Annotated in this window: 22 protein-coding genes; 8 read left to right on the top strand and 14 right to left on the bottom strand. The window is 70.9% G+C overall.

What is annotated here, in order from left to right; genetic code table 11:
• Both ACGFYU_RS28430 and ACGFYU_RS28425 read left to right on the top strand, forming a co-directional pair.
• Positions 1–1,332, top strand: a 1,332-nt coding sequence (locus tag ACGFYU_RS28430; protein WP_393830150.1) for a helicase associated domain-containing protein, incomplete at its 5' end; no start/stop codon positions are given.
• Between the two features lie 376 nt (positions 1,333–1,708).
• A complete protein-coding gene (locus ACGFYU_RS28425) occupies positions 1,709–2,134 on the top strand; it encodes a hypothetical protein (protein ID WP_393830149.1) in 426 nt (141 codons plus the stop codon).
• Positions 2,135–2,163: 29 nt separating this feature from the next.
• Here the strand turns inward: ACGFYU_RS28425 and ACGFYU_RS28420 are convergent, their stop codons facing one another.
• The gene (locus ACGFYU_RS28420; protein WP_393830148.1) at positions 2,164–2,991 is read right to left on the bottom strand and encodes a hypothetical protein; all 828 of its coding nucleotides are present in this window, start codon (positions 2,989–2,991) and stop codon (positions 2,164–2,166) included.
• A gap of 433 nt (positions 2,992–3,424) precedes the next feature.
• On the opposite strand from ACGFYU_RS28420, the gene ACGFYU_RS28415 reads away from it, so the two are divergent.
• The gene (locus ACGFYU_RS28415; protein WP_393715043.1) at positions 3,425–4,132 is read left to right on the top strand and encodes a hypothetical protein; all 708 of its coding nucleotides are present in this window, start codon (positions 3,425–3,427) and stop codon (positions 4,130–4,132) included.
• Between the two features lie 66 nt (positions 4,133–4,198).
• On the opposite strand, the gene ACGFYU_RS28410 is transcribed toward ACGFYU_RS28415, so the two are convergent.
• Together ACGFYU_RS28410 and ACGFYU_RS28405 are read right to left on the bottom strand one after the other, a co-directional pair.
• Complete coding sequence (locus ACGFYU_RS28410) at positions 4,199–4,675, bottom strand: hypothetical protein (protein ID WP_393830147.1); 477 nt, start codon at positions 4,673–4,675, stop codon at positions 4,199–4,201.
• Between the two features lie 417 nt (positions 4,676–5,092).
• The gene (locus ACGFYU_RS28405; RefSeq protein WP_393830146.1) at positions 5,093–5,902 is read right to left on the bottom strand and encodes a replication-relaxation family protein; all 810 of its coding nucleotides are present in this window, start codon (positions 5,900–5,902) and stop codon (positions 5,093–5,095) included.
• Positions 5,903–6,032: 130 nt separating this feature from the next.
• Here ACGFYU_RS28405 and ACGFYU_RS28400 point away from each other — a divergent pair, with 130 nt between their 5' ends.
• Positions 6,033–6,254: a hypothetical protein gene (locus ACGFYU_RS28400; protein WP_393830145.1), complete on the top strand. Its 222-nt coding sequence runs from the start codon at positions 6,033–6,035 to the stop codon at positions 6,252–6,254.
• 20 nt (positions 6,255–6,274) lie between these two features.
• Here the strand turns inward: ACGFYU_RS28400 and ACGFYU_RS28395 are convergent, their stop codons facing one another.
• On the bottom strand, positions 6,275–6,745 hold the full coding sequence (locus tag ACGFYU_RS28395; protein WP_393830144.1) for a hypothetical protein: 471 nt from the start codon (positions 6,743–6,745) through the stop codon (positions 6,275–6,277).
• A gap of 270 nt (positions 6,746–7,015) precedes the next feature.
• Between ACGFYU_RS28395 and ACGFYU_RS28390 the strand changes: the two genes are divergently transcribed.
• The gene (locus tag ACGFYU_RS28390; protein WP_393830143.1) at positions 7,016–7,483 is read left to right on the top strand and encodes a hypothetical protein; all 468 of its coding nucleotides are present in this window, start codon (positions 7,016–7,018) and stop codon (positions 7,481–7,483) included.
• A gap of 661 nt (positions 7,484–8,144) precedes the next feature.
• Here ACGFYU_RS28390 and ACGFYU_RS28385 read toward each other — a convergent pair.
• Together ACGFYU_RS28385 and mobF are read right to left on the bottom strand one after the other, a co-directional pair.
• Positions 8,145–8,471 carry a hypothetical protein gene (locus ACGFYU_RS28385; RefSeq protein WP_393830142.1) on the bottom strand — a complete coding sequence of 109 codons (327 nt, stop codon included), beginning with the start codon at positions 8,469–8,471 and terminating at the stop codon, positions 8,145–8,147.
• Positions 8,468–10,207, bottom strand: a complete 1,740-nt coding sequence (gene mobF, locus ACGFYU_RS28380) for a MobF family relaxase (protein WP_393830155.1) — start codon at positions 10,205–10,207, stop codon at positions 8,468–8,470. Before mobF ends, ACGFYU_RS28385 begins: the two co-directional genes overlap by 4 nt.
• A gap of 219 nt (positions 10,208–10,426) precedes the next feature.
• On the opposite strand from mobF, the gene ACGFYU_RS28375 reads away from it, so the two are divergent.
• Positions 10,427–10,621 (top strand): hypothetical protein, encoded by a 195-nt coding sequence (locus ACGFYU_RS28375; protein ID WP_393830141.1) that lies wholly within the window; start codon positions 10,427–10,429, stop codon positions 10,619–10,621.
• Positions 10,622–10,936: 315 nt separating this feature from the next.
• Here ACGFYU_RS28375 and ACGFYU_RS28370 read toward each other — a convergent pair whose 3' ends face one another.
• Positions 10,937–11,353, bottom strand: coding sequence for a restriction endonuclease (locus tag ACGFYU_RS28370; RefSeq protein WP_393830140.1), 417 nt, complete (start codon positions 11,351–11,353; stop codon positions 10,937–10,939).
• 500 nt (positions 11,354–11,853) lie between these two features.
• Here ACGFYU_RS28370 and ACGFYU_RS28365 point away from each other — a divergent pair, with 500 nt between their 5' ends.
• Both ACGFYU_RS28365 and ACGFYU_RS28360 read left to right on the top strand, forming a co-directional pair.
• On the top strand, positions 11,854–12,903 hold the full coding sequence (locus ACGFYU_RS28365) for a ParA family protein (protein ID WP_393830139.1): 1,050 nt from the start codon (positions 11,854–11,856) through the stop codon (positions 12,901–12,903).
• A complete protein-coding gene (locus ACGFYU_RS28360; protein ID WP_393830138.1) occupies positions 12,900–13,886 on the top strand; it encodes a ParB/RepB/Spo0J family partition protein in 987 nt (328 codons plus the stop codon). Before ACGFYU_RS28365 ends, ACGFYU_RS28360 begins: the two co-directional genes overlap by 4 nt.
• Positions 13,887–13,985: 99 nt before the next feature.
• Here ACGFYU_RS28360 and ACGFYU_RS28355 read toward each other — a convergent pair whose 3' ends face one another.
• From ACGFYU_RS28355 to ACGFYU_RS28325, 7 genes are all read right to left on the bottom strand, one after another.
• Positions 13,986–14,516, bottom strand: coding sequence for a hypothetical protein (locus ACGFYU_RS28355; protein ID WP_393830137.1), 531 nt, complete (start codon positions 14,514–14,516; stop codon positions 13,986–13,988).
• Positions 14,513–15,193, bottom strand: coding sequence for a hypothetical protein (locus ACGFYU_RS28350; protein WP_393830154.1), 681 nt, complete (start codon positions 15,191–15,193; stop codon positions 14,513–14,515). Before ACGFYU_RS28350 ends, ACGFYU_RS28355 begins: the two co-directional genes overlap by 4 nt.
• Before the next feature lie 167 nt (positions 15,194–15,360).
• Positions 15,361–15,846, bottom strand: coding sequence for a hypothetical protein (locus tag ACGFYU_RS28345; RefSeq protein WP_393830136.1), 486 nt, complete (start codon positions 15,844–15,846; stop codon positions 15,361–15,363).
• Positions 15,846–16,049 (bottom strand): hypothetical protein, encoded by a 204-nt coding sequence (locus tag ACGFYU_RS28340; protein WP_393830135.1) that lies wholly within the window; start codon positions 16,047–16,049, stop codon positions 15,846–15,848. Before ACGFYU_RS28340 ends, ACGFYU_RS28345 begins: the two co-directional genes overlap by 1 nt.
• A gap of 21 nt (positions 16,050–16,070) precedes the next feature.
• Positions 16,071–16,349 carry a hypothetical protein gene (locus ACGFYU_RS28335; RefSeq protein ID WP_393830134.1) on the bottom strand — a complete coding sequence of 93 codons (279 nt, stop codon included), beginning with the start codon at positions 16,347–16,349 and terminating at the stop codon, positions 16,071–16,073.
• Complete coding sequence (locus ACGFYU_RS28330; protein WP_393830133.1) at positions 16,346–16,786, bottom strand: hypothetical protein; 441 nt, start codon at positions 16,784–16,786, stop codon at positions 16,346–16,348. Before ACGFYU_RS28330 ends, ACGFYU_RS28335 begins: the two co-directional genes overlap by 4 nt.
• Entirely contained in the window at positions 16,783–17,457 is a 675-nt protein-coding gene (locus tag ACGFYU_RS28325) for a GGDEF domain-containing protein (RefSeq protein WP_393830132.1), read from the bottom strand. The genes ACGFYU_RS28330 and ACGFYU_RS28325 overlap by 4 nt, the downstream gene beginning before the upstream one ends.
• Positions 17,458–17,670 lie beyond the last annotated feature (213 nt).

Here is a 17,670-nt window from a genome sequence, read left to right as displayed (position 1 = left end):
GCGCCGCCGGCGTGCCCTCCGAAGCCTGAGCAACCAGCCGCCAACGGCTTCCTCACGCCCCCAGACGATCACCCCACCGACAACGTGACAGCACCCTCCGCGAGCTTCCGCCCTCTTGTAGCTGTCCTCCAGGGCCTGCGCTCCCATGACGACCGTCTGGTCGAGCAGCTCGCCTCCCGCGCCCTCACCAGCGGCAAGCGCAAGCTGCACGTCCGGCGCGACGAGGACGGGCAGATCGTCGGCACCGGCGGCGAGGGCGAGGACCAGGAGGACGGCGCCGACGCCGCCGCCGAATCGGCCCTGCTCCACTTCTCCAGCCCGCGCGACGCCGCCACCATCGCCGCGTTCCTGCGCACCCGGGTCTACCGGCCGGAGTCGCTGGTGTGGCTGGAGGGCTACCAGGCCCTGATCCGGTGGCGGGCGGAGAACGAGATCAGCGGCCTCCACGCCGTGCCCTATGACGTGGAGGTCGAGGTCGGCGTCACCAAGGCGTTCCCCCTGGGGCGGTGGGTGCACCAGCAGCGCAAGGCCCTGCGGGCCGGGGAGCTCGAGGACCGGCGCAAGGTCCTCCTGGACGCACCCGAGGCCGGGATGGTCTGGGAGCCGGGCGAGGAGGCGTGGGAGGCCAAGCTCGCCGTGCTCCGCTCGTACCGGCGGGCCACCGGGCACCTCGCGCCCCGGCAGGACGCCGTGTGGGGCGAGGACGACGAGATGGTGCCCGTCGGGCAGTACATGGCCAACCTCCGCCGGAAGGGAACGAAGAACGGGCTGGGGAAGGACGAGGACACCGCCACGACCCGGGCCGCGCAGCTCGCCGCGATCGACAAGGACTGGAACTGCCCCTGGCCCCTGGACTGGCAGCGGCAGTACCGCGTGCTCGTGGACCTGGTCGACGCCGACGGGCAGCTGCCCGACATCGCCCCGGGCGTGCTGCTGGACGGCGACGACATCGGACGGTGGCTCCAGCAGCAGAAGCAGGCGGCTACCTGGGCGCGGCTGCTGCCCGAGCAGCAGGCGCGGCTGACCGCGCTGGGCGTGGAACCCGCCCAGGCGCCGCCTCCGGCCCCGGCGGCCAGCCGTGCGGCGAAGGGGCCGAGCAGGGCGCAGCAGGCGTTCCAGCGGGGCCTGGAAGCCCTCACGCAGTGGGTGGAGCGGGAAGGCGCCCACCGGCCGGTCCCCAGGGCCCACGGGGAGGAGGTCGCGGTCGAGGGCGAGGAGGAGCCGGTCGTCGTGAAGCTGGGTGTGTGGGTCTCCAACACCAAGAGCCGGCGGGACAAGCTCACAGCCGACCAGCTCGCCGCCCTCGCGAAGCTGGGCGTGGACTGGGCGTGACAGGCTGCCCGGCTCGTCGTTGAGCGGGGAGGTCAGCAAAGTGGAGGCCCCGGGGCGTCGTGACCCCCGGGGCCTTCGGCTTGTCCTCCGGCCCCGGGATGGTGGTGCAACACGGTCTGCAACACGACCCCTTGACGGCTGATGGGTCACGTTTGTGCAGGTCAAGGGTGCAACGCGCAGTCGTGTCGCAGCGTCGGTGTTGCACGGCCCGGGTGAGTGCGTTGCAGCGGTGGCGCGATCGTCACCGCTGCGGGTGGCGCGTTCGTCGCGGCCGGGGGTGCCTTGCCGGGAACCACACACCCCTGTGGCCCGGAGCGGCTATACCGGAGCGGGGCCGACTGCCCTGCCCGCCGTAGGAGAAGGAGTCCACCGCCTCATGACCGACGCCGCGAACACCCCTCCCACCACTCGCGCCGCCCGCGTGATCATGATCGTCGCCATTGTCTTCATCGTCGCCTACACCGGCTTATGGACCGTCATCTCGGTGCCTCAGCTCACGGACTACATGAGCGGTCAAGACATCGACCACCCGATGATCATGGCCATCGCGGCCATCACCGGCCCCACCCTGTTCTGGGCCTTCATCGGCCTCGGCATCGGGCTGAGCAAGACGGGCTGGGCGGCCGGACTCGCCAGCACCGGCATCCTCACCACCTTCACCTTCGGGTACCTCCTCGCCGCCTCCCACGGCCACGGCTTCTCCTACTGGCTGTTCCTCGGCATGATCGTCGCCGCCACCCTCGGGGCCTTCTGCGTGATGCCCTACGCTCTCGTCCGCGCCGCCGTCGGACGACGCCGCTGACCCTCCGGCCAGGGCCAAGGGCTCGCGGCCTACGAGGGCCCCTCGTTCGTCGCACCCCACCGACCGGCGAACTCCTCCAGGGCGCGGCGCTGCTGTCCTTCGCGGGCGATCTGCTGCGCGAGGACGTCGCGGTCGATGTACGGGTCGACGGCGGCGAGGACCAGGCGCTGGAGTTCGTCCGGCTCCAGTGCCTCCACTTCCCATTGGACCGGGTGCTGGATGTCGAAGCCGTAGCGGCGGGCGAAGGCCGGCCATCTCGGGTCGTCGCGTTTGCCCTCGGTCGCCGGGAGCCCGTACGCGCGCATCTGCTCGTAGGTGAGCAGCACCCGGGTCACCGAGCTCCAGCAGCCCGTGCGCTCCACCCAGTCCCGCTCGATGTCCTCGCCGGAGCAGTCGAAATCACCGACCACGGCAAGGTGGGCTTCGCGTTGCTCGTGGGCGACGCGGTCGCGGACGACGTCGGCGTAGGACTGGGAGCTGAAGCCGCGGACGATGAGCACGGGGATGCCCGCGAACTCGAGCCAGCCGGTCAGCTGCTGCCGCAGGGTGTCCTTCTCCGCCGCGACGTACAGGGCGTGCTCCTGGCCCGCCGTGCGGTCCAGGCGGAACCAGGCAGGCATCTCCCGCACGAAGGCGTCCGCGCTCGGCCAGGCCGGCGGGACATGGATTTCACGGACGGTGTCGATCAGGTCGGGGAAGCGGCCCTCGCGGCGGGCCTGGGCCAGCTGCGAGGACAGCCGCCGGTACATCGGCGGCGTGTGTGGCAGCACGCCCTCGGCTGCGAGCCGGTACATCACCTGTCGCAACGTGACCTTGAGCGGCGCGTACCCGTCCACGATCTCCCTTGCTCGTTCCACGACGAGGGGCCACCGGATCCGTTCACGCGCCATACCGGTACACGTACCCCTCCGCGCCGCCGCCGGCCCCCTGATACGGATTAGACCTCTCTCCTCGGCTATCGCGAGGTAAGAGGTGTCGTTTTCCGAAGGGGGCTTGCCCACGGGCTCTGACCTGCGCGAATGGAAGATCACCAGATTCGGGGGGTCCCACTCACGGTCACACCTGCGGTCCCCCGCCTAGTGCACCCGTGCAGACACCTCTCCAGCCCCCTTCCGGTGCAACCCTCCTGCGGTCGGGATGCGCCCGTCGGCCCTCCCGGCCGGGGAGGCTTGCCCAGGTGCGCTGAACGGGTGGAGGCCGGGCCTGTGGCGTGCCTGGGCCGCCGGGCAGCGGTTGTGGGTTCAGCGGACCGATCCGGCCCGTGCACGGATCACGTCTGCGAGGCAGAGCATGGGACGACACAAGCTGCACAAGCCGCGCGCGCCGCGCGGTGAGGGCGGGCGGCCGACGGAGTGGTTCGGCACCGCGTTCCACTCCGTCCGCGGGATGCAGCACCTGGACGTCCGCCGGTCCGGCAACGGCATCCTGATCACCTCCTCCCCCGCCGAGATCGACGGGGCCCCGGCCTCGTGGCAGCTGCGCCTGCGCAACGACGACGGCGGCCAGGGCCTGAACGAGATGGGCGCGGCCATGAAGGCCGGGCGCGGGCACGTCTACAGCGTGAGCGAGGAGCCCGGCGCCAAGACCGTCCTGGCGTTCCTCCCGAACCACCCCGCCGAAGGCGTCGGCACCCTGGCCCGGGTCCGTTCCGGCGAAGGCCCGGACGGTGACGTGGTCTTCGAGCGGTCCGCAGAGCGGCCGATGGGGCTGTGGGCCGAGGCCGGGGAGAACCTCCTGCGGATTGTCCCGCAGCTCGGCCCGGACGCGCCGGCCGGAGACGGAGTCGACGACTGCCTGCCGTGCCCCGGCTGCTACCGGCCCGTCTACGAGAGCTCTTCCTCGCACACCCTCATCGGGGCCACCCCGTTCCCCCTGGCCGGGCTGTGCAGGCTGTGCGCCGACGGCAGCACTCTCCGCTCGCTGCGCCAGGCCGACGGCGTCCCCGTCGACCCGGAGCAGCTCGTCGTCCTGGAGACCGTGGCCGCCGCGATGGCGTAACCACGTCCCTGGGCAAGCCTCTTCGCGGAGGACTTGCCCAGGGTCGCCTCCGGCTTGCCCAGGCGCTCAGGCTTGCCCGGCCGCCCACAGCGGGCGGGCACGGCCGGTGCCGTCGCAGTGGAAGCACCGGCCGCCCCCGGGCGTGCTGCGGGTCCCGATGGTGCCGACGGCCTGGCGCAGGAGCTGGGTGAGGCCGTGGACGTGGGCCGGGTGCAGCGTGAGTTCGTCACGAGTGCCCACCACGATTTCCAGCGTCTCCCCGGAAAGCGCACGCCGCTCGTCCGTTTCCAAGGCAGCAGGGATCAGATTCGCCACCAGGTTGTAAAGGTCGGCCATGGTCTCGCCGCCGGCCAGCTCCACCCGAACTCTCCAGAGGAGTTCCGACCGTGTGAGAGACAGCAGCACCTCCGGCGTCAGATGGGGAAGGAAGCGGTCGGGCGGCTCGGGGTGGGAAGCGTGAAGGCGGGTGAGGGCGTGCCACATATCGTCGGGGCCGTGGCGCTGGAGTCCGTCCATGTCCCCTTGCAGCGTGTTTCGTGTCATGGCTCCGGTCTACGGCCAGCGAGGAAGCGTCGGCCAGCTCCAGGCCGTCGCGTCCCAGACGATGACGCCACAACCTCGGGAGCCGTCCCGCCACGTGATCCGGACGCTGGGCAAGCCCTCCGAGCCGAGGGCTTGCCCAGCAGTGGCCGTGACCGATCGGCAGGCCGACTGTGACCGATCCGCCTCCCGCGATCGGTCAACCAGCACGTCAGCGCCGTGACCGGTCCGTGCAACTCCCAGCCGAGACGGTGACCAGTCATCGGTCACCCGTCATCGGTCAGCCGGGCCCCCGCCGGGAAGACCGGGTGGCCGTGACCGATGCCGCCTGCCCGAAGTACCTCCGGCCGGGGTGGGCAAGCCGGTGTTCGGGGCGGCTTGCCCAGGCTCCCCTTGGGCTTGCCCAGCGCCGGTCACCGGTCAGCGGCCGACCGCTTCGGGGTAGCGGGAGCGGCGCTCGTGCGGGTCGTCGACGCCGATCTCGTACCAGGGCTCGCCGCGCTGGAGCCGGGGCAGGGTGTTGACCCACACCGCGATGGTGATGCCCTGCACGGCGTCGGTGAGCGCCTGGCGGCGGTTGTCGAGGAGATGCTCGGCCTTGCCCGCCAGGACGACGTGCAGCCGCGGGAAGGTCTTCGAGCGGGTGTAGCGGTGGCGCTGCCAGAACGGATACGTCCCGCCGATCGTGCCGCGGGCCCCCTCCCAGACGCGGTGCCCGGCGTAGCGCTCGTAGTCCCAGACCTCCTTGGCGAGGAGGGCCTGGGACATGGTGCCGTTGTCGAGCTCGAAGAGGCGGACCTCGCTGGTCTTCGTCGGCACGGCGAGGACGGCGTCGGTGTTGAAGGACAGGCCGGTCTGCTTGATGGCGTGGTTGACCTCCACCTGCCAGTCGGTCAGGTACTCCCGGCGACCGCCCAGGACCGTGTCGGTGTAGGCGAGGATCGTGTCGGTTACCGCGAGACCATGCGGGCCGAACCCGGCTCGGACGGCCTTCGCTCCGGTGCCGGCCTTCGGTCGTGCCGGTAGTTCGTTGCCGTCGGCCAGAGCCTTCTGCCCCGCCGGGGTCAGGTTCCAGATCCGGTGCTTGCCATCTTTGCCGTTCGTCTCCACCAGCCCGAGCTTCTCCAGTTCCACCATGGCCCTGCGCACGTACGACCGGCCGTCCGACTCCTCCGCCGTGATCACCTGAGCCATCTGCCGAACCGTGGCTATCCGTACACACCCCAGCATCCTCAGAGCATCGGCCCGTACCTTCCCGGCCGTGGGAGTGGACTTCTTCCCCTTCGCTGCTGTCTCAGGGTTAGGGAGAGAGGTGTCAGCGTGTCGGGGAGCCCCCTGGCGGGCGGTGTGAGCTGCGGTGATGGGCACGACGTTGGAATCGTTCACGGCACTGGACGCGGCATCGACTTCCGGGCCGTCGGCGGGGCTCTCGGCACCCCTTGACCAGGTCGGGCGCGGCTCCGGCTCGGGGTGCCGGGCGCTGCTGGCGTACGTCATGATCGGGCTCCTCGCGGGTGGCGCGGGACTCCGGGCAGAGTTCCGCATTCACCTGTTACAGGTGCCGCCGAAGCCGATGGTGTGACGTCCGTTATCGAGCCGTGATCATGTGGTGGGTGCGGCGCAGAGCTCGGAGACGATCGTGAACGAGGTCGTCACCATCGGCACGGCCAAGGCCGGCGGCATCGCCGCGTGCGTGGTCTTGCCGTGCGCCATGCCATTGCGGATCTTCCGCCCGTCGTCGAGGTACTCCGCCTGCCGGGCAGTCAGGACGCCGGTCTCCGCGCCCTGCTTGATGAGCTGGTGCAGCGGCTTCTTGCCTGCGCCCGGGATGCGGTCGCGCAGCACGATCTCCACCGCGATCAGGGAGTGCATGACCGCCACGGTGGAGAACTCGTAGCAGTAGTAGGACTGGCGCAGCAGCTCCCGGGCCGTGCGCAGGACGGTCGCCGCGGCCTCGGGGACGCCGTCGGGCACGACCAGGTCCTCCACGAGGTCGTGCATGTCGGCGTACTGGCCGACGAAGTAGTGGGCGCGTTCGTCGGGCACGGGGAACGGGAGGCGCTGCGTGGTCATCTCCGGAATCTCCCAGCGGTGTGCCGGGTCCGGCAGCGGCTTTTCCCCGGCCGCCGCTCAGTGTGCCGGGACGGAGATTTCTCCTCTCTCGGGATGGGCGGTTTGTCGCACCTGGCGGACCCTGTCAAGGGGAAACGCGCGGCCGTTGGAACCTGGACAAGGGGGGTGGGTGGTCACCGTCGGTGCGCGGACTCTGTCCACAGGGCGGCTCCCCGAGGCTCGGAACCAGGCCGTCGCGATCCGCGCGGCGGCCGTACGTGAGGAGCCGTCATGCCCGAGACCACCGCCCTGCCGCTCGCCCCGATGACCCCGCACGCGGCGATCAGCGCGTTCGGCTACCTACGGGCCGTCCAGGCCAGTGACGTCGAAGCAGCCCGGGAGTTCGCCGGCGCCGAGTCGCGGATGGCCGAGCTGCTCGTCGACGCCGTCGAGCGGATCGTCGTCCCCCTCACCGCCCTGCCCGGCCCGGAAGCCGGCGAGCCGACCACGGAGATGTTCGCCCTGGAAGCCCTCGGCCACGTCCTGGTGTCCACCCTGCGAACCTGGGCGCAGGCCGGGCCGGAGGCCGCGGAGGGCATCGCCTGCGCCGTCATCAACTTCGTCCTGCAGTTCCTCACCAACGACCACGAGGATGTCGCCGAGGTCCTGCGCCAGCTGGAGGCGGTGGGAGTGGGCCAGGCCCTCGCCGCCCACCCCGCACCGGACAATGCCCACCGGGTGCGCCTCTCCATCGTGTAGTTCGCGGCGGGGACGGCGGCGGTGCGCACCGCGCCCATCGGGTGGCCTCCACCCGGTGGGCGCACCGCACCGCACCGCACCGCACCGCACCGCACCGCACCGCACCGCACCGCACCGCACCGCACCGCACCGCACCGCACCGCACCGCACCGCACCGGGGCCATGATGCCCACCACCGTGCACCGCACCAGGTGTGCTTCAGCGTTGGCGGGGCCCTATCACACACCCCCTTGACCAGGACCTGATCGGCGGCCGCAACCGGCTGTGTCAAGGAGAAACGTGCCAGTGGAGAACGTGGTCAAGGGGTGGAGCCGCTCCCGGTCAAGGGGGTCGGTGGAACCCGGGACAAGGGGTGGTGCGGAGGGTGGACAAGGGGGTCGGCCGAACCTGGACAAGGGGTGGCTGGGCGAGGGTGCGGATGGTGCGCACCCGGTGCGGTGCGGGACATCGTGGTGCGCCCGAGAGTGGAGCCCACCGTCAATCGGGTGCGCACCGCGGTGGACTCCACCGCGTGCTCCACCGCATGGGTAGAGTCCACCGAGTGGAGCCCACCGCGAGGGTGGCGCCCACTGGGTGGAGGCCATTGAGTGGAGTCCACCCGATGGAATCCACTCGGTGTCGACTTCGGGGCGGTCCACTCGGTGGACGGTGCTCGGCCTCGTCACCACAGCCAGGCGTTCGAGTGCCGCATCCGGGACAGGGCGCGGGCATCGCGGCGGGCGGCGGCGCTGCCGATGCGGTTCTGCCGGGGCCGCGGCCGGCGCGACTGGGCGCCGTAGAACCGTCGGACTCCCGCCGCCTTGAGCCGCTTGCGCTGCTTGGCCAGCTCCGCCTTCTTCGCCTTGATGGACTTCGGCTTCCGGGGCCGCTTCCAGATCGGCTGCCAGTCCGTCGGCGGCGCGTACGCCTCGGCGCGCTCCTGGGAAGCGGCTTTCAGCCGGGCGGCGACGGCTTCGATCCTCGGGTCCACGGGCGGCATGTTGGTCATGCGATTCCTCCGGTAGGTGGTGTCCGGCCCGGCGCGGGCTGGACAGGCTGCTGGGCGCTCGGCGGCGGAGCCGCCGCGGACTTGGGAGAGGGGCGAGGGGCGGCCGCTCGCTCCCGGACCCCGGCCTGGAGCCAGGCAGCCATCTCGGCGACTGCAGCCTCCAGCGTCCGACGGGTCAGCTCCACCGCGGCGACGTCCGTCGTCGGCTCCAGGTCCCGGCCGGCCCTCCGCCCGAGGCGGGAGTTCAGGGTGGCCGGCACGGCGACGGTGTGCGACCGGGGCCGGGAATTCAGGCGGTCCGCGCGGCGTAGCGCGTGGACGCGTGCGGTCAGTGCGGCAGCGGCGAGACGGGCTCGCTCGTACGGGGAGGCGGCGCGCTTGCGGGTCAGCGCGCGGAGCACGGCCTGGTCCTCGGTGTCGTGCGGGTACAGGGCGCGCAGGTCGGCGGTCATCATCCGCCGGCTGGCCGGGCGGGTGTAGCCGTCGATGGCCGCCTGGACTATCTCCTCGTCCAGGCCAGGCCGGTGAGGTCGGCCGCGAAGGGCGTAGGAGAGGTGGCGGCGGGCTTCGGCGAGGAGGTGGTGGTGCTTGAACCCTCCGCGCATCACGTACACCACGGCGGCAACGTTGACGGCCGCCAGGGCGACGTCGACTACCGGGCGCACCCGCGCCCATATCGCCGCGGCCGCTGCTCGGGCGCGCGCCGCCAGCCGGTCGACGACGTCCGCTCCGTACGCCTGGGTCGCCGACTCACGCCAGGCGGCGCGCAGCTGGGAGAGCGAACGCAGTTCCTTGCGCTTGGGCCGGCGGGTCTGGTCGGCGGCCTGGCAGGCGAGCGCGTAGGCGGCCTGCTCCCCCGGCGGGTGGCCCTGCCGGGCCTCGTACTCGGCGGTGAGGACGGGGAGGGCGTCCTCGATCTGCTGGCGGCGGGTCGACTGCCAGCCGATCAGGCGGCGGTCGATCCCGGCGATCTCCATGACCGGGCGGCGGCCGGGCGTCACCTCTCGTGGCTCCCACGCCCACCCAAGCCGGGCGGAGACCTGCTCCATGAAGTGGAGGGTGTAGAGGGCGTCGGCCGCGACGATGTGGGTCATCAAGGCGTCGGCCGTCTGGTTGCCCCACGTGCCGTCCGGCCGGCGGGCGCGGATCGACACCACGGCGTGATCGTGAAGCAAGGGTCGCGATTCGACGGCGCGGGACTCGTAGTGCCGGAAGACCGCGACGATCAGACCGTCGCGGACCCGGGCGCGGTTCTTGCCGCCGCTCTTCCACCGGATCTCCGCGACCGCGTCCTCGAGCCAGGCCAGGGTCTTGTCCCGGGCGATGTCCTGGCACAGCTCCAACACCAGCCGGGTCTCGTCATCCGTGAGCGCCCACGCAATGTGTGCCGTCGACGGCGGCCGGAACACCAGGCCCATCCCCAGCCAGGGTGTGCGTTGTTTGGCTTCCTCGGTCTCGGGCGACTGGTTGTGCTCGATGGGTCTGCCCAGCACGGTCGCCCGCCGCGCCTTCGCCGGGGTGTCGCCCGCCTCCAGGCGCTCACACTCGATCCGGTCGGCGTCCGGGTGCCGGCCCTCGCCGAGGAGGAGTTCGGCCTGCCGCTCGGTCACCACGTCCCCGGCCGCCAGGCCGACCGCAGCCAGGCCCCGCCCCTTCCACACACCGGGCGGGACGCCCGCCTCCTCCTGGGCGGCGCGCAGCGGCTTGCCCGCAGGGCGCCGGCCGTCGCCGACCATCACGCCGCGGAACAGGTATTGCCACCTGTCTCCCGGACGGAAGTCCTCTCTACTGATCACCGAGTCATGGAAACCTGCTCATGACCTGCGGAGAAGCGCGATCTGGGGTCCTTCCCGCCGGGCGGGAAGCCATCAGCAAGTTTTTGTCGGAGCGCCCGTCAGGCGGGCCGTCCCGACAGCCCGAGACGGTAAGCCATGCGTGTGTGCACTCTCCCACGCATGAACACCACCACGTACGGCGAGCCCTGCCCCCTCTGCCACGCGCCACTGCTCCTGGACCTGCTCCAGGTGCGCTCCGCGCAGTCCGACTACCCCATCGCCGAGCGCGTCACCGGGCGCCGATGCCCCGGCTGCCAGGCGGCCCAACCTGAGCAGTGGACGGAAGCCATGCGAGACCACTACGGCGACATCTGACGGCGCCGTGCGAATGCTGCGCCCCGCCCTCCCCGTAGGTCCACTCCCACCCAATCCACCCTCATCGAGCACGAACCAGCGCACGACTGTCCCGAGCACCCGCCATCTCTGAGCACACCACGTCACCGACGCCCTTCAACACGAACAGCCACCCCCGCCCCCGGCCACCGGCCGGGGGCTTCGTGTTTCCTGGAGGAGTTCACCGTGCCCACGTACGAGGCCCTGCCCCGCTTCACCGCCGACCTGGACCGCCTCAGCACCCACTCGATCCTCACCGGTCCCTGATCGACACCGGCCGCTGATCGCCAGGAGAGCTCAGTTGTCCGGGGCCAGCTTCCGGTTGGTACCGGACCGGCCGATGTCCAGGTCCAAAAGCGCGGACAGGGCTGTGCCGCTGTTCCAGAAGCCGAGCAGATCGACGTCGACGAGGACCAGGCCGTGGCGGGCTGCGAAGGCTCGGGCCTGCTTGGTGAACTTGCACGAGGCGACGAAGAGCGGGACGTCTGCTCCGTGTTCGCTGCGGGCGGTGCCGTTGAACTTCTGGAGGTCCGGACTACCGACGGTGCGGTGTTTCGCGTAGCGCTTGCACTGCACTACGAGCTTCCGGCCGTCCGGGAGCCGGCCCATCACGTCGGCCCCCAGGTCGTTCGCTGCACCGACGCGGAGCACCCCGGTGCAGCCGTCCCGGCGGCAGAGTTCGGCGATGTACTCCTCGAACTCCAGAGGGCTCATGGCCCAGATAGATTCCAGCGACCGCAGGGCCTGAACCCGTGCCTGCTCCTTGAGCCGGCCCTTTTCCGCCTCAGCCTCTCGGCGTCCGGCGCGTGCCAGAACCCCAACCACGGCACCCACGCCCAAGACGGCTAACACCACCAGTACCACCGTGCCCGTTCCCATGCTGTCCCCTCCCGTGAGTCGGCTGTTCGCCAGCGGTACAGCTCCCCACTGGGGCCACCCTCTATCCCGTGTGCACCGGCGCCTGGTTGTCGATATCTGGCATCTGGGATGGCTCACCACGCTGGGCCCTTAACCGGGTTAAGGGTGCTCCGACTCTCCGGCGTCCCCTTCAACTTCGGCAAGGAACCGGAGCGCATCCATCCCCATCAGGCTCGGGCCTAGTAATGTTCGGCCACATGAGCATCCCTAGCCCCCGAGGAGAGCGAGAGAAGCTAATTACTGCTCTCACTCCCCAGCTGCGTAGACACCTCAAAATCCGTGCTTTCGAGCATGGAATGGACATCCAGGACGCAACCGAGCACGCGATCAACACCTGGTACTCGGCCGACAACCTGGCTGAGGTCAAGACCGACGGCGCAAAGACCTGGGGCACCTTCTTGCCCGTCGGCGAGCCGGACAAGTTCAAGTCGGCCTGCGCCGAGCGCGGTGTGACCTACGTTCAGGGGCTTGCCCAGGCTCTGACGCTCTGGCTCGACAACCACCCCTCCCCCACCGCTCCTCTGGTCGCTCAGCCCGTCGTCCGGGTCATAGTGGCCAACCAGAAGGGCGGCGTCGGAAAGACGTTCATCTCCTCCGGGATCGCACAGGCGCTGGCTGAAGCCGGTCACCGGGTGCTGATCGTCGACTACGACCCGCAGGGCCACCTGACGGCTGAACTGGGCTTCGAGGACCTCATGTACGAGGACGGCGTCGAAACCCTGATGATGCACATGGACGGCACCGCCCGCGGTGACATCCGCGACTTGCTCGTCGCCCTGGATGGCGAGCGCTTCGGCGAGCGACTCCACCTGCTCCCCGCCTCCGACGACGCGTTCCTCCGCGACGTTGCCCTCTCCAAGGTCAGCTTCTCCGAAGCCGCGCTGGAGCGGGCACTCGAACCACTGGAGGCGGACTACGACGTCATCATCATCGACGGCCCTCCCAGCCTCGGCCTCAACATGGACACCGCCCTGTACTACGTACGCCGACGCGAAGGTGAACTGGCCGACAGGTCCGGTGTCATCACCCCCGTCTGGGCAAACCGCGCCTCCCACAGGGCGTTCCGGCTGTTGAAGGCCCAGAAGGAAGACCTCTGCCGGAAGGGCCGCATCCAGGTCGACTATCTCGGTCTGATCGTCAACGCCTATGACAGTCGGCGCGGGAAGCTCGTGAAGGAGAACAAGGAGCAGTGGGAGCAGAGCAGTTCTCCGGGCGTCTTGGCCGTGATCGGTGACCTGAAGGAAGGGCGCGAAGCCGCAGACGGTGAGATTCCCCTGCTTGAGTACGCGCCCGATAGTGAGCACGCGCAGGTGATGCGCGACTTGGCGAAGGAGCTGGCGGTATGACGCCCCCCACGCAGCGGGTGACCCGCGGCTTCAGCATCGATGACGAGGGGACGGAGACCAGCGCTACGCCCCGCCGCATCCGAACGCGTCAGCAGATCATGGCTGGCGAAGGCAAGCGTCCGCCTGCGGCTGTGCCGCTGTCGGACCTGGCGCACAACCCGTTCAACCCCCGCGAGGAGCTCACCGACGTCGAGGAGACGGCGGAGTCCCTTCGCGAACGGGGTCAACTCCAGCCCGTCGCCGTGGTTCGAACCGCCGCGTTCCTCGCGGTCCACAGTGATCAGGCCGAGATCATCGGCGACGCCGCATACGTCGTCATCGACGGAAACCGCCGCTTGGCCGCAGCGCGGGTGGCCGGCCTGGCTGAGCTGCGTATTGATGTCAACGATGCTCTGGCCACCAGCGCAGAGGACATCCTCGAGTCAGCCCTCATCGCGAACATCCACCGTGTGGACGTGCCGGCGTTGGACCAGGCTCGGTCCATTCAGGGGCTTGTGGCGAAGCACGGGTCGCAGGGGAAGGTGGCGCGGCGCCTGCAGAAGTCGGAGGCGTGGGTCTCCCAGCGCCTCGCTCTCCTGGAGCTTCCTGCGGACCTCCAGGCGAAGGTCGAGTCGGGGGATCTGCCGGTGAAGCATGCTCGCCGGATCGGGCGCCTTCCGGCTGAGCAGCAGCACGCGGAAGCGGAGAAGGCTCTTAACCCGGTTAAGGCCCCCCGCAAGCCGCGTGGCAGTTCGGCTCCTGCCGAGCAGCAGAAGCCTGGGGATCCGGCTCCCGAAGCGGCACCGGCCCTGCCGGCACAGGCGACAGGCAGCGCGGCTGGAGGTGACAGCCTTAACCCGGTTAAGGGTGACGGTGACCCGACGGACGACAGCGTGCCTGCTCTCCCTTGGGCCGACCCGGCCTGGTTTAACAGGCATCTACGGAAGCACATGTCCGGGCAGCATCGGGACGAGCTTGTGCTGCTTCTCATGGCTGACGAGTAGGGCGGCTCTTAACCCGGTTAAGGGTCGCCGCAGGACCCTGAAACGCAAGAAGGCCCGGCTCCCCCGCAGACGATCGCGGGGGAGCCGGGCTTTCGGCTGTCAGACCGCCCAGGTCGCGGGCGTGCCTTCATCAGGGTTGGGGATGCTGGCGGCGGCCGCCAGTGCGGCCGGGTGCCGCAGGGCCGTGACCGGCACGGCCCCGGGTGCGGTGTCGGGTGCCCAGACCATGCGCCAGGTGTCGTCCCACTCGCATCCGCAGCCGTAGGCCGGGTGCGGATGCCGTAAGAAGACGCCGTGGGTGTGGACGGCGCGCGGGATGAGGGGGATGAGCACCGAGGGGTCGTCGCCGGGGTAGAGGTGCAGGTTCCGCCAGCCGTGGATCCGGGCCATGTACGCGGCGGCGGCCTCGATGGTGTCGGTCCACCTCTGGTGTCCGAGTACGAGGAACGCGACGGGGTAGAGGTGGTCGTCGGTGGAGTCGTCGATCCCGGTGACGTGGAGGCCGCGGTGGGTGATGAACCCGCTGTCGGCGGCGTCGTCCGCGCAGGGGGTCCATATCTGTTCGACGGGGTGCAGGGTGCCGTCGTCGCCCTCGCTGGTCGCGATCTCGTACAGGTCGGTGGTGGTCACTCGTTCACCCCCGCGATGGCGGCGGCCAGGAGTGTGGCGACATCGGTCCGGTACGGGTCGCTGTAGTTCTCGCGGTCGCCGAAGTCGAACGGCCCGCACTTCGCGGTGACCACGAACCCGGGGACGACGGTGGCCGCCTGGCCCTCCAGCTCGGTGTTGAGGCGGTCGGCGTCGCGAGAAGCGAGCCACGTCTGGGTGTACGGGCCGAGGCGAAGGAAGGTGAAGCCGGACCCGTCGGGCTCGCGCGCTTCGACGTCAACGGCGTAGTGGGCGGGGGGCATGCCGACGTCTTCGGGCAGGGGCAGACCTGCGGCGGCGTGGGTGAGCATCGCGTAGGCCGGCTGCCAGGCGCCGAGGATCGCGGTCGTCTCGCAGCGCAGCCAGCCTCGGTCGGTGTAGCCGAGCTGGCGGCCGTGGAGGTAGCCAGCGGCGTGACCGGTGTCGGGGTGGACCAAGGCGACGGCGATCGTCTCGGTGCCGTGGTCGTCGCCGGGTCGGGTGTGCGCGCGCTCAACGAACGGGCCCACCCGTACGGCGACGTCCTGCCCGTGGCCGGGGCGCCAGGGCTGCGCGTTGCGTACGGCGGTGAGCATCGCGCGGAACTGGTCGACGGCGGCCTGGTCTTCGGGGGTGAGTGCGCCGGGGGCGTGGCCGCAGCGGCGGAAGCGTCGGATCATCGGGCGGTCTCCTGCTCGGTACTGGTCGGTGCGCAGGTCCATCACGACCTGTGCCTGTGTGCCCTGGGCACGCTGGGCGGCGGCGTACTCCTCGGCCGGCCAGGAGTCGCGGGGGCCTCCTGCCGGGAAGTGCTCCAGGACGGTGCGGCCCTGGATGCCGGTGGCGGTCATAACGCGTCGCCGCCGGTCACGCGCTCGTGGATGTCGATGAGGGTGGTGATGGCGTCGGGATTGTCCGCCAGGCCGACCCATGTCCCGTGCACGGTGAAGACGGGGGCCTGGTCGCGGTCGGCGTGGAAGACGACGCAGTAGTCGCCGTACCGGTCGAGCACCATGTCGTGCAGGACCGGGATGAGCGCGGTGCTCAGGACCTCGAGGCCGTCGACGGTGAGCCGGGCGGGCTCGCCGGGCGTCGGCGGCTGGATCAGGGTGCCGGTCGCGCGGAGCAAGTCGCCGGGCTGTATGCCGGTCAGCAGCTCGTGGGTGATCCCGGGGTTGCTGCTGGTGCAGGTGACGATCGTGTCGGGGGCGTCCTCGTCGGCGGTGTCGAAGTCGGCGGGCCGGACGACCAGGTCGAAGGTGGCGGTGCCGTGCGGGCCGGGGGCGGGTATCGCGTCGACCCAGCCGTCGAGGGCGCAGTGTTTGGTGTCCATCAGCTGGCCTCCGCCAGGGTCTCGGTGGGGCGAGGGGAGCGGGGGCGGGGGGTGTACTGCGCGAGCAGCAGCTCGCGATTGCGCTTCTTCTCCGCGTCGGTGAGGGGCCGGGCCTGCACGCGGCCGTGGCGGTGCCAGAGGGGGGAGCTGGGCGGCTCGGGGTAGGCGAGAGCGTGGTCGACGTCATGGTCGGTGCTGCTCATGGGGGCCTCCGGTGGGAGGGGTCAGGCGTGGGTGGCGCGCTGGCTGCTCTTGGACTGGGTGTCGGAGGCGAACCGGCCGAGGCGAGCCTCAACCGGGTTCGCGACGATCCAGTCCTCGGCGCGCGCCTTGTGCACGGGCTCCCCGGCGTGGGAGCGCATCGGCGTGGGCTTGTCGCACAGCACGCAGGGGCGGTCCTGCCAGCGGTCGAAGTGCTGGCTGTCACGCCATTCGAGGAGAGCGCCGGGAGCCGGGACCAGGCCCGGCTCGCACGGCGGCTTCTTGCCTCGGGTACGGGTCACGGCCGGAAGTCGGGCAGCTGCTGAAACACCCGCGCCAGCAGGTCCGGCGTCGGCTTCCACGGCACGACCTGCCCGCGGGCGGGTACGGGCAGGGGCAGCTCCTGGACGTCGGCGAGCACCAGGTGCCAGGCGTCCTGGAACGCCCACTCCGAACAGAGCGGCGCTCCTGCCGGGTCCTGGTGGCAGTCGGTGATCCGGGCGATCCCAACCACTGAGCCGGTGACCAGTTGGCGGTCGCGGATCGTGCGGTCGACCAGCGGCGTGCGCAGGGCGGTGCGGTCGATGGTCTTGCTCGTGTGCAGCAGCACCCAGCCGGTCCGCCACCGGGCGGGCCGGTTCTCCACCGTCTTGGCGCCGGCGAGGATGCAGGCCGCGTACGGCTGCCGGATGCTGATCCCCCGGATCCAGTCGCCCTCGGGCAGGGTCACGGCGCTCACGCGGCCCGCCCCCACACGCTCGTACCCGGACGGCCGGCCCTGCGCCCGTTGATGGACGGAACCGTGGTGTGCGCGGCGGTGGCAAGGCGGGCGCGGCCTGAGTGCTTGCCGTCGTACAGGGCGGCGTCTGCGGCCCGCTGCAACAGGCTCAGGTCCCGGGAGCCGACCGCGGGCCCGGTGGCGGCGCCGACCGAGGCGCCGACGTCGACGGTGCGGCCGTCGTCGAGGACGACCGGCGTGTGCAGCATCCGGACCAGCTGCGCGAGCCGCTGCTCCAGGGCCGCGGTGGGCAGCTGGACGACGACGGCGAACTCGTCTCCGCCGAGCCGGCCGACGACGCCGTGCGGGCCCGCCCAAGCGGTGAGCCGGGCGGCAGTCGCCGTCAGGACGGTGTCCCCGGCCGCGTGGCCCATCGTGTCGTTGATGGTCTTGAAGTGGTCCTGGTCGACCACGAGCACGGCCACGTCGTCGTGGCGGGCCAGGAGCCGGCGGGCGCGGGCGGTGTAGGCGTCGCGGCGCAGCAGGCTGGTCAGCGGGTCGCGGCGGGTGGCGGCGAGCCGTCGGTGGAGCGCGACCGCGTGGACGGCCCAGCCGGTCAACGGCAGTGCGGCGGTGGTCAGTAAGAGTGCGCGCTGCCCGAATCGGGCCTGTGCGCGCGGGACGGAGTCCATACTGAGATCTCCCTCTCTCGTCTTGCACGGGGTGGGCAGGCCCGGGGCAGGCGGCTGGTTTGGACACCTGGTTGCGCCTGTCCCGGGGCAGAGCTACAGCGCGACGGCCGGGACCCGCGGACGTCGTCGATGGTGCCGGTGACGTGGGTGTTGACCATGCGGCTGCCGCCGCCGTCGATGAGGTCCGCACGCCTTTGGCTGGGCAGCCTCGGA

Source organism: Streptomyces sp. NPDC048337, from assembly GCF_043201175.1.
In the GTDB taxonomy this organism is placed as follows: Bacteria; Actinomycetota; Actinomycetes; order Streptomycetales; family Streptomycetaceae; genus Streptomyces.
This window is presented reverse-complemented; position numbering and strand designations above follow the sequence as displayed.